This window comes from Photorhabdus antumapuensis (genome assembly GCF_020387775.1).
Taxonomy (GTDB): Bacteria; Pseudomonadota; Gammaproteobacteria; order Enterobacterales; family Enterobacteriaceae; genus Photorhabdus; species Photorhabdus antumapuensis.
The window spans coordinates 1-12,123 of the sequence record NZ_JAHZMK010000049.1 but is presented as its reverse complement, the minus strand read 5'-3'; the positions used below and the strand labels follow the sequence as shown (position 1 = coordinate 12,123).

Genomic DNA, 12,123 nt, shown 5'->3' with positions numbered 1-12,123 from the left:
ATAACTTTACAAATAAACGCTTATATGACTGATAAAAAGATCAATAAAATAGCCCTAATCAAATAAACAGCAAATCAAAATAATTGAATCAGACAATAGAACCGGATCAATAATTATCCTGATACAGTGCAGCCATTTCCAATGGCTGCACATCAAACTATCAATACTCAAGCACCTGCTCTTTCCGTGGTGCTTTCAGCAAACGCCAGGCGAGCAATACCACTCCTGCGGTCAATACCACGGTCATCCAGCTCATCATATGAATAGCGCTACTGAATGATTCCGCCGCTGCTGTCATCAGTTTCTGCCCCTCTGATTCAGCTAATGAATTCGCTACAACGTAAGCCCCCGCTAACGTCTCTAAAGCCAATCCAGCCTGTTCCTGAGAGACCTCATTCGGCAATTGTAATGTTATACGATAGAAAGCAGTGACCAATCCCCCCAGAATCGTCGTGCCAAGTACAACCCCCACTTCATAAGCAGTTTCGCTTATTGATGATGCAGCCCCTGCTTTAGAAGAGGGTACTGACGAAAGCACCAAATCATTAGACACCGAAGCAATTGCCCCCACACTAATATCTAATAATGCGAAAGCAACAATCAGAGTAACTAAATCACTGCCAATACTCGCTACCAGAAGAAATGCAATGCCTGCAATACTCAGCAAAATTGGCACTAGATAATGAACAGGCACCCGTTGAGCAATAGGCACTATCGCCATACCCATAACAATCGCCAGTATTTGTCCGGGAACCAATGCCAGGCTAGCCAAAATCGGCTTCATACCGAGTACGATTTGCAAGACCTGTGTGGCAAAAAAGACAAAACCAACCAGCAATGCCAAACTCAGCAAGTTAACAATAATCGAACCGGTAAACATACCATTGCGGAACAGGGAAAGATCCATCAACGGCACAGGCAGATGCTGTTGTCGGCGAACAAATAGTACGCCAGCAATAAGACCAACCGACAACTCGAGTATTACACTTACTTCAAACCCATCGCTAGCAAGGTGTTTAATCGCGTAAACAATACCAACCATAGCAACGATCGATAACAGAACGCTATACACATCAATAATGCCAGTCTGTTTTTTATCGGACTCTGGCAATAACATCGGTCCGAAGATCAACAATGGCACTAATACCGGTACTGCCAATAGGAAAATTGAACTCCAATCGAAGAATTGTAATAAAACACCCCCCACTACGGGACCTAAGGCCGAACCGATAGTTAATGTTGTCGCCCAGATAGCAACAGCCAATCGACGCTGTTCACGATCCTCAAAAAGAACGCTGATCAAAGCCAAAGTTGAAGGCATCAGCATCGCACCAAAAAATCCAAGTACGGCTCGCCCTATAATCAATTGTTCGGGTGAAGTTGACAGTGCTGTAAACACCGAAATAACCGTGAATCCCAAAGATCCAAATAACAGTAATGAACGATGACCAACACGATCGCCAAGACTTCCCATTGATACCAGCAAACCAGCCAATGCCAATGAATAAGCATCAATTATCCATAATTGCTGGCTTGCACTGGGTCCCAGAGCTTCAGCTATTTTTGGTAAAGCAAAACTTAAGATCGTATTGTCCACAGTCACCAACAATACTGGTAACATCAATATCAGCAATCCCAGCCAATTTCTGAGTCCTGCCCGCCCGTTAGCCTCAGCAACTCTATTTAACGACATCCCCTCAACTCCTTTCCTATATCATTCAAGCGTTGAAAAAATATGCTGGCAATCAGCAGCACTGATATCAAGCTGTTCCCCCAACTGTTGCGCAATATCTCTGAGGTTACTGCCAAATTCAGTTTGATCACCAGCCTGTACTATCGAATCTAACTGTTGTATGGCATGCAGCAACTCCTGACGCGGCCCGGCAGCCATCGGGTTTTCATATTGAACGTCCCAGTACACTTCTATTGGATTGCGTAAGATCCTTGATAATAACGCCAGCATTGTACGCATGGGCGGTGGCGCAATAGTTGCCAAGGTACGAATATCTAACGGACTTTTCGCTAACACCAAGCCAAAAATCAGTATCGCGGCATGGGGCAAAGCCTGACAAAGCGCCATCACCCGATCATGTTCCTCCGGTGTCATCCTACTGATACGCATATCAGCCTGCATCAATACCCGCTCAATCCAATGTTCACTAACATGACAGTTATCGAGAATGACTGCAACTGGCCTTTTTTGCTCCGGCAAAGATGGCGAGAACATCGGGTTAACACCAATGAAAGGCTGCCTAGGGACGGCAGCTCTTAACGCAGAATAGAAAGGGGCCTGAACTGAACAGGTTGACACGATCTGTACATCATCACCAATAGCAGATAACACCCAAGGCAACGCTTGTATGGCAACCGCTTCCGGTAAGGCAAAGACTACCGCCTTTGCCCCACTAAAAACCTCTCCAGCATCAGCCGCCGGATTTAAGATATCAATCTGGTAGTAATAAGAATGATAGTCATGAGAACGCACTCCCTGCGTTCGTTTGTCAACACTGTATGCTATGTGACCACAGCGAGTAAAAAGACGCCTCAATAAAGAACCAATAGCACCTTGCCCGCCAAGAATGACCACTTTATGGTTACTCACACACTTCCTCCGCCATATGACTAAAACTGAAATAGGGCACACTCGCTTTGACCAATGTCTCTTCAAATTCGCCATAAGGATCGGAGTGAGCAACAATTGCCCCCCCAATGCCAAATTCAGCACACTCTTGATGTAACACTGCTGTACGTATCACAATGCTCAATTCTACTTCACCACTGAAGGATAACCATCCAAGCGCACCGGAATAAACACCGCGTGCCGATGACTCCAACGTGTCAATAATCTCCATCGTGCGCTTCTTCGGCGCTCCGGTCATTGATCCTCCTGGAAAACATGCCCGGATAGCCTCTATTGATGACGTTTCTTCACATAACTCACCGCGTATCGTCGAAACCAATTGATGTACCGAAGAGAAACTCTCAACTTTAAATAATTCAGGTACATGCACACTGCCTGGACGACATACCTGATTAAGATCATGACGCACCAAGTCCACTATCATCAGATTTTCTGCCCTATCCTTAGTCGACTGACTCAATTCCAGCTGCAAATGCTGATCATCTGCTGCCGTTTTTCCTCGTGGCCGGGTCCCCTTAATCGGTCTGGATTCAATATTTCTGGTCTCATCAATACGTAAAAACGTTTCTGGTGATGCGCTGAGTACAGAAAAATCCCCACAGGCTAGATAAGCGCCATAAGGTACAGGGCTGGCATGACGCATACGCCGATAAGCGTCCAATGGATGCCCTGAATAAGCCATCTTTGCCCTATTCGTCAGACAGATTTCATAGGACTCACCATCTGTGATGTATTGGAGTGATTTATGGATTCCATCCATATACTTCTCGGCTCCATATTCCAGACAAATTTTATTCTGATCGATAGCACCAGGAATAAAGTCAGGTATCACTTCACCGGTATTTTTTGCAATGGTAACTAAAAGTTCCGGTGACCAATTATGTGGCTGCCCGATTGGTGTGATAAAACATTCATAAAGTTTACTCTGTTGATGATCGAATACAAAAAAATGCGGAGTAAATATTAAGCTGGCATCAGGATGTTCTGAACGGTATTTGTTGCTGCCAATTGTCAGCGCCTTTAATTCATATCCTAAATAACCAACAAATCCGCCTTTAAATACAAATGGCACCGATTTTGGTGTCGAAATCTCCACCATATCAAGCAACTCAGACATCAGTGAGAAAAAATCTCCCTGAACAATCCTCTCGCCATCAGGACCAGTCAAACGCAAACTCTCAGTCTGTACACAGTATTCAACTCTGACAGCGCCCGGTTCATTACCACTTCCCATCATTGAGAAGCGGGCATTAGGTCTATCAGAATTTTCACTATCAAGCCAAAAAGCGTGTGTATCATTGCCATAATGTTGAATAAACAAGGATTCAGGATCGACTATCTCCTTACATTCACGATAATTCAGGTGGAGATATTGTCTTCCACCTACCGCAAGATAAGCTTCATTGACATCAGTGCATATATTCTGAGCGGTAACTCCCTGTTCGTTATTCTCTTTATACGTCTCCGCTATACGCACGAAATTACTGAGTAGCTCACGCCCATATTCAGAATCAATCGATTCAGGATGAAATTGAACCCCCCAGATCGGCCTTTCGGTGTGCTCAATCGCCATGATTAAGCCATCATCAGTCCAGGCAGTACATTTTAGATTGTCAGGAAGACGGGTACATACCAATGAGTGATATCTGACCACTTCAAACTGTTCAGGCAAACCAAGGAATAATCCTTCTCCCGTGTTCCTGATGCGACTGCGATAGCCATGTACCGGATTGGGGGCATGTTCTACACAGCCACCAAATGCCAGGCTAATTCCCTGATGACCGAGACAAATACCCAACAGTGGCACTTTGGCGCGTGCAATAACTTCAGCACAGACCCCAAAATCACTGCTTTCAGCCGGATGTCCAGGCCCTGGAGAAAGGACTACCGCATCATATTCGTCTATCGTTAACTCTTTATAAGTCAAAGAGTTGGTGACGACGGACGGCACATTGCCCGTCACTTCATACAGATATTGAGCAATGTTTTGCGTAAAGGAATCATAATTATCAATGAGCAGTATTTTCATTATTCTTTACTTTCTCGTGTAACAACTGATCAATCAGTTCTTCTTCTCGACGGCAAGTCTCGTTGATTACCAGTTGAAATATTGATTCAGTATATTCAGGCCGTAACCCAAAATCTGTTGATTTATCCCGCAACATATCCAATAACGAAGTAATACGTTGCGGCTGCATCATCGGAATATCCTGTTCCGCTTTTATCTCAGCGATTTTCATGCAGACTTTCATACGTTCTGAAAGAAGCGCCAAAATCTGCATATTAATAACATCCAGAGATTCCCTGTAAGGTTGTAATATGTCCTGCTTATTTATTATTGATTGAGTCATATGTTGATCTTCGTCACTGATTCATTTCGATGATCTTCTTTATCGATAAATTGGTGTCAATTACACCTGTGGAACTACCGCTTGTGGCTCAACCCAATTCAGCCCTTTTTCCCTTATTTCAAATAAGGTATTTGCTAAATGCTTGATTTCGCCAGCCTTATGCTCACTAGAGAAGGCAAAACGCAACATCGCATTGCCATCCGGGACCAGTGGATAAAATACCGGGAATAATAAGATACCGTTATCACGCAGCAAACGAGCAGCTTCAAGCCCTTCCGCTTCATTTTCGAATAAAGCACCACGAACGGGAGATTGCACACCCGCATTCATCAAACTGTTATCCATCAGAGAATCAAACAAATTGATGTTTTTCCATAACTGCTCCTGCCGGATTTCTATCTCAAGGCTGAGATGAAGTCTTGCTGAGGCAACGTTAGCTGCCAACATCGGCACCATAATCGAATGACCAAAAACCAGAGGATTCGCTAAGGTACTAATCACTTCGACATCATCGGCACCGGCTACCACCACAAAACCCCCAGCGCCACCAAATGCTTTGGATAATGAACCTGCAAGTATGAGGTTGGATGGCAAAATATGGTCAAGTGCAGCAAAGGCATAACCCGCACCATGACGTCCCATAATGGAAATACCATGAGCATCATCGACATAGACATAGCCTCTAGCAACAGCCAATTGTCGAGTTAATTCTGCAACCGGAATTAAACCATTCATTGAACCAATACCATCAATCAGCAGGACAGGTGTACGCTGATTCTCCTTACAGTTCTGCAAAGCTTGCTGTACTGACTGTGCATCAGCACTATCAACCCGCGATACCGGTCCGAACTGTTCGAGAATACCGCGTAGTACCTGCATAGAGGCATGAGCGGTTTTATCCATCAACCAATGTACAGGGCCGGAAAGGGGATAGCCAGGTAAAGAACCACTCCCCAATAACGGTAATACCCCAAGGTGAACATTACTGGTGGAAGTAAACACCGCAACAGACCCCCCCAGATAAATATCTTCCAGCAGTTTCTCCAATTGTCCCAAATATTGTGGGCGCATCGCACCACGGGACGATGACAAATGTATCCCTGTGCGGGACATTGCCTGATTTGCCGCGTCAATTAAGGCAGGATGATGTTCTAATCCCAAATAAGAGCAGGAAACAAATTCAGTAAAAACTTTTCCTTCCTCTGTAGTAATTTGCTTACCTTGACGTTCTACTACAGTGAAACTGGTCAAACCTTCCTCAATAGCCTGCGCTAAGGCTCCGGTTGTCCGTGACCGGCGAATTGTCATCCAATCCTGCTTGTGTTTTACATTCATTATTCAGATTCCAACTGTCTAAGTTCAAATGAGCTTACAACCAACAGTGATTACCGAACTGCCCGTTGTGTCAGAAATATCTTCATCAATAATGGTTCGCACCAAGGAAAAACCAGCATCTGAAAATAATGCTCTGACGCACTCTTCCTGGCTTTCACCATGTTCAATAACTAACCAACCTTCTGATTGCAGTAGCTGTTTAGCTTGTTTGATAATCAACCGCGTTAAGTCAAGCCCATCATCCCCCGAATACACCGACGCATAAGGGTGATGTTCCTCCCACTCCGGCAATATTTCCTGCCGTTCTGGCACATAAGGGGGATTAGCCACAATCAACGCCACCGATCCATTGAATTGAGAAAATGCTTGCCAATCCCGTAAATCTGCTTTTAAAGCATCGGCTTTAATCGCCCAATTCGCCAACCGATAGATATTGCGCGTCAGGTATTGAAAAGCCACATCATCATATTCAACACAAGTGACCTTTAAATCCGGGCGACGTTTCGCAATGGCTAAACCGATGGCGCCACTACCGGAACATAAATCCAGAACCTCGGCCCCCTGAGGTGTTTGATATTCATTCTCCAGCCATTTATGAATAACTTGACTATGAGGACGCGGAATAAATACCCCCGTCCCCACCGTCAGAGGCAATCCATCAAAATCCACAGTACCGACAATATGCCCAAGAGGGATCCGGTTACAGCGTTCATGAACTGCAAGCATAAATTCATCACGGGCGCGATCTTTACAGCGCCTCTCCAGATAACGGTCGATCAGGCAATCAAGATCAGCTTCCACATCCCAAACGTCGGCCTCTGACAGTAACTCTCTGGCTTTATCAATAACAGATTGATCTAAACTCATGACCATGCCTCATAGTAACTACGTAACCGTTCACGCATGGATTCATAAATATGGGAGAAGGCAACCAACTCTGGCGGTGGTGTGAACTGAGGGTGAAGAGACTCAATTAAATTCTGGTAATTGCGCATCATCCCTTCATTGAGCAGTGGCAGCCAATAAGGTTTGATATCCCAACGATATTCGTAACCGGTAGCAAACATTTGTTGGGCAGTCTCTTTAGCCATCACTTCACGGGAGAAACCCACCAACGGAGGACGAACTGGATTGAAATCATCAAGATTAATGAGTGTATTTTCCATTCCTGTCAAAGCATTAGCGACATAATCCGCTAATAACGGTGATTGATGTAAGCCATCACGGTAAGTCCCGGTAGCCAGCCAAAGACCATTCACGCCACATTCGCCAATCAACGGGAACCCATCAGCCGGAATTGGCCGGTTACCAACCTGAATTGAGAGGATCTCAGCATCATGTAAGTTAATGTCCAACTGATCTAGTGCACAATCCAACAAGAACTGCACATCAGAAATCAGTGCCTGACTGCGGGGTTTTTCAGACAGAATATTAGTCGCACCGAGATACAGCACGCCATCACCGCGTGGTACACAATGCAGCCCACAGGCAAATGCCCGGTTAGGGGTACGGATAACTGAGGTCGGCAATTCTCTGCCTTTTGGCATCTTGACTAGAATGGATACCCCATAACCGGCAAAGATTGGCGGAATTTGGCGAACAATAGAAGGTATATTTGATAAGAGATCCAACGAATGCGCGCCAGCAGCCACAACCACCTTATCTGCCATTAAACGCTCACCACTGAGCAGTTCAACGCCAGTGGCTAAACCGTCTTCAATCAGCACACTCTTAACGTTCTCATCTTTGAGAACGCCACCTTCAGCAACCAATGCCGCATCCAGCTTTTCCAGCAATAAATGTGAATCCAGAGCATGTTCATCAGGGATATATAAAGCACGCAGCGGACGCACTAAGTCGTTGGGCTTTAACCACTCAATTTCACGCGGATCAACGGTTTCATAAGACGCCGCATAATCATTCAGGGTTTGCTCGATAGCGTCATAATTAACACTATCAATCTCTTCCATCCCGGCAGTGTTCAGTATCACATGCGTCCCTTTAGCGGTGAACAGCGATCGCGTGTCACCAGAAGAGTCAGCTAACCGTTGCGCCCAGGCAGGCCAAAGCTCTCTGGAGATACAATCCATATTCAATTTCAACTTACCGTGTTCACTCGCTAATAAACCACTGGTAATTTCACCAAAACAACCATTCATTGCACCGGCAGCTTTGGAAGCAGCATTGGTTCGATCAGTTTCTCCAACCCTACAAACCGAAAGATTTCTACTTGCCAGCTCATAGGCGATTGAACCTGCAATTGCCCCTGAACCAACAACAATAAAATCGTATTTCACTTATTTACTCCTATATGGCCATTTTAAATATTTTGTCAACAACGACGAAAAATAATTTTCATCCTCTATAGTGAGGATATTTTCACTGCTTTACATCAATTGTAAAAAAATAACCCTGTGTTCATCAGTAATTAAAATGACGAATCACTATCAGATTTGCACTAAATTTAAAAACAAATATGCAATAACACATCATCACATTAGAAATAGTTTCAATTTATTATCATACAAATATAATAACCCATATTAATTAATTTACGAAAATAAAAACCCACAATAAAAACAATAAATTGAGTAGCATCACAAAATGCCATTTATATTTAAAATAAATAATAACAAGAGATATTATTATATCTGAAATAACATCTGAAAATCAGGGATGAACAATAATCATCAAATACAAAACTGTCAAATAAATTTAGTCTTATATTATAAACAAAAAAACCATATAAATACTTTCAGTATAAAATAAAAACAATTTATATTTAAATTGTTACGGGGAACAATATTCTAAATACCTTTTATTCTTCAATAAAAAAACAAAAATTCTCAAGAAAGGTGTTTTTTTAAATTTATATTCGACATCAATTTTCACCAATATAGATAAATAGAATACATGAGTTATTATATTCTTTATTGACTATAATATTAGTGATTATTTATAATCAACATGTACGTGGTGAACATGCACATTTCAGATTATTGACTTTTAGCATCTCGACTATCACTGCTAAGTTTTCCTCAATAAATAAAACGAGAAAGTTTATACTGGCAGTCTGCATGGGAATGGCATTTTGCTGCCACCAGAGGGATTTAACACTGTTTTTAATGCCTTTAATCTTGTGAAGAAAATCCGTTTCTTATCTGTCAGTGTGGTTTTAAAATCAGGAAAAAAGAGCAAGCACATTATGTTTTTAACATTATTCACTTTTTCTTTTTACTTACATTTCCCTTTTTCGGCGAGAGTAAACTCATTTTTATCGGTAATGATTCAACTGAGGGTTAAAAAAACTAGCATTTTATTAATACCCATTTTTAAAAGGTATAGCGTGATTAAAAAAAGCTTTTTCACTTTCAAATTTAATATATCTATCGGTGATACTATTCTTCGTTTATTTTACATTTAATTGATTTGCCATGATTATTTAAAGATGAGAATAAAGAGGAATTAAAGCTTTTATATAAAAGACGAGTTTAACTCAATAAGTAAAATAATATTATTCATACAGTCTGATATTAAAGTAATTTATTTCCATAATTTTACGAAGCAGACCATCAAAATAATGTAATAAAAAAATGGGTAAAACAGGTTAATTTGGCAGGATTTTAGTTCTGAAAAAAGCGTGATTACTCGAAAGAGTATCTTTACACCATCAGGCTATTTACTGGCTGATTTATAAAGATAAAAGGCAAGTATGATTAATGTTTTTTAAAAATAAAACATAATATACCATGATGATTAAGATTAATAAAAAGCAGAGGTAAAAAAGGGTAAAAACCATCGTTAAAACTTTATACCAGTTAACCCAAGAGTTAAGACGATGATTTTTAATAATAACCTAAAACCTGTCCATTATAAAACCATCAGTGAAAAATGAAAAACAAAGGTTTATTTTATTAATGCTTATTCCCTCTGGGAAAAACGGATAAATATGAATAAATTAATCAGATAGTCTATTTTTTCAAAAGGAACTGTCTTTAATAATGCATTCAACCAAGGAATAAATTTTTTCATAAACCTATTAAATCATCAATCATGAAAAATTTGAATAACAAAATCCTAAAATAAACGATTTAACAGCATACGAATTAAGTTACTTGCAGCGTTATTATTTTACATTTATTATACAAAACCGTGATAACTTAAATTGGCTTTACACCACTTTATCCCATCCAAGAACATATTTTTTACTGTTTGATTTAAACCATTCCTCTTTTTATACTGCCAATGTGATTTAACGCTAAAATCAATTTATATCATTATTTTCCCAAGCTATTTTCACGCACTGTTAACGGTTAAATACCCGCCTAACCGTTATCATATTTCTGATTTATTAATCCGCCAAAGCTTTAACCATTGTCGATGCAATAAAGCGTTATTAAGCATTAAAGAAAAGCTAATTAACCTGAGTTTTGTTTAAGTCGCCACCCGCACCGGGAATAATCGATGCTGCGGCGGCCAAATAATCTAACGCACTCTGCGCTTCAACAAAGCCTTTGATATCACCAATGACCGGTATGAAGTCAGTACCAAGACTGATAACGTCTCCGGCTTGTTTACACGCCTCCGGTGACTGCTGACAAAAGGCTTGCTTTTTCTCCTCGTAGGCTTTGATTGTGCCTGACTTTTCTTTCTCTGCGGCGGACAAAAAAAGAAATCCTAACCGTATGAACTGCACCTTTATAAGTTGAGTATCTAATTTTTGGGGTACAGTTCACAAGGCCAAGAACTTTTTTTAACGTAACCAGAATGGTGGATCGTCTGGGCTTAAGGCATCGTATTCTTCTAAAGAACGATATTGATCTTCCATATACAAAGGCATATCAGTAATAACTACTTTTACAGGTTCGTACTTGTAGTCTGGATATGATTTAAATTCCTCATAATTTACCTTTGCAGATTCAATACAATATGAGAAAGCGTCAAAATAACGAAAAAATACGTCTGATAACATAGGGAAGCTAAGATCCAATCTGCTTTCTTCAACATTAGCCAATCTTACCGTGTCCCATTCAACTGATGAACTTGGCAAACTCATAAATAGTTGACGTACTTGTTCCATCTGAGCCTTTGCCCCCTCTACCTCTTCTTGACGTAAATAGCGCTTATAAAGCCTGTCTGTTAAAAGATGCCAGTTCTGTTCTGGATATTTCCGTTCAACAAAGAGTTTCAAACATTCAAAAAACAATACAACATCACTGATCGTTCCAAGCTCTTTTGTAGAACTTCCACCGCTAAATCCTATATTTCTCATTCTGTCTTGAACCTAATTGATGAGGCACTAATCATGCCGTTAGATTTTTCAACAATACCTTTTCTGATAGCAGCCTCTTGCTGAAATGTCATTGTTTGCCCTCGAACATCAATAACTATCCGTTGTTCCATTCCCGCAGGGAGATTTTTCTGCCGCTCAATCACCTGCTTGACAATATTATTAATCAGGCCATTTTGGTTCGTTGCAATGTTATAATTCTTCACTTCAACGCTGCAAACATTTCCCTGACACCAGTCTGGACGAACACTGCCTTTAGTTCCATAAGGAACTTCCTTACCCTCTTTAAATGTAACCTGACCACTCCAGCCATCTCCTAAATCTTTCCCGACATCAATTTCTGATTTTCTGTGACTAGGGCGTGAAACTGATGCGATTTCATCACTGGCCTTATTGATCAGTTTAGACGCTTCTCCAACGTCACCTTTCTGTAAGGCTTTCTCTACCGCCTTGATAGTTTTCCCGGCAGCATCACCCGCTCCCAGAATAATCGCTACTGCGGCTGC

At 41.4% G+C, this 12,123-nt stretch carries 10 protein-coding genes; all 10 read right to left on the bottom strand.

The features are described 5' to 3' along the window. Positions 1–160 precede the first annotated feature (160 nt). A complete protein-coding gene (locus tag KZ793_RS17980; RefSeq protein WP_225816581.1) occupies positions 161–1,693 on the bottom strand; it encodes an MFS transporter in 1,533 nt (510 codons plus the stop codon). Positions 1,694–1,714: 21 nt separating this feature from the next. Next, positions 1,715–2,602 (bottom strand): prephenate dehydrogenase dimerization domain-containing protein, encoded by an 888-nt coding sequence (locus KZ793_RS17975; protein ID WP_225816580.1) that lies wholly within the window; start codon positions 2,600–2,602, stop codon positions 1,715–1,717. After that, complete coding sequence (gene pabB, locus KZ793_RS17970) at positions 2,595–4,670, bottom strand: aminodeoxychorismate synthase component I (protein WP_225816579.1); 2,076 nt, start codon at positions 4,668–4,670, stop codon at positions 2,595–2,597. The genes KZ793_RS17975 and pabB overlap by 8 nt, the downstream gene beginning before the upstream one ends. Continuing rightward, a complete protein-coding gene (locus KZ793_RS17965) occupies positions 4,651–4,992 on the bottom strand; it encodes a chorismate mutase (RefSeq protein ID WP_225816578.1) in 342 nt (113 codons plus the stop codon). Before KZ793_RS17965 ends, pabB begins: the two co-directional genes overlap by 20 nt. 60 nt (positions 4,993–5,052) lie before the next feature. Next, entirely contained in the window at positions 5,053–6,327 is a 1,275-nt protein-coding gene (locus tag KZ793_RS17960) for an 8-amino-7-oxononanoate synthase family protein (protein WP_225816577.1), read from the bottom strand. A gap of 24 nt (positions 6,328–6,351) precedes the next feature. Then, complete coding sequence (locus KZ793_RS17955) at positions 6,352–7,194, bottom strand: HemK/PrmC family methyltransferase (protein ID WP_225816576.1); 843 nt, start codon at positions 7,192–7,194, stop codon at positions 6,352–6,354. Next, positions 7,191–8,624, bottom strand: coding sequence for an NAD(P)/FAD-dependent oxidoreductase (locus tag KZ793_RS17950; protein WP_225816575.1), 1,434 nt, complete (start codon positions 8,622–8,624; stop codon positions 7,191–7,193). The genes KZ793_RS17955 and KZ793_RS17950 overlap by 4 nt, the downstream gene beginning before the upstream one ends. A gap of 2,117 nt (positions 8,625–10,741) precedes the next feature. After that, positions 10,742–10,993: a hypothetical protein gene (locus KZ793_RS17945; RefSeq protein ID WP_225816574.1), complete on the bottom strand. Its 252-nt coding sequence runs from the start codon at positions 10,991–10,993 to the stop codon at positions 10,742–10,744. Positions 10,994–11,080: 87 nt separating this feature from the next. Next, on the bottom strand, positions 11,081–11,599 hold the full coding sequence (locus KZ793_RS17940; protein WP_225816573.1) for a Rho GTPase-activating protein: 519 nt from the start codon (positions 11,597–11,599) through the stop codon (positions 11,081–11,083). Next, positions 11,596–12,123, bottom strand: a 528-nt coding sequence (locus KZ793_RS17935) for a PTS lactose/cellobiose transporter subunit IIA (protein ID WP_225816572.1), incomplete at its 5' end; no start/stop codon positions are given. The genes KZ793_RS17935 and KZ793_RS17940, both read right to left, overlap by 4 nt.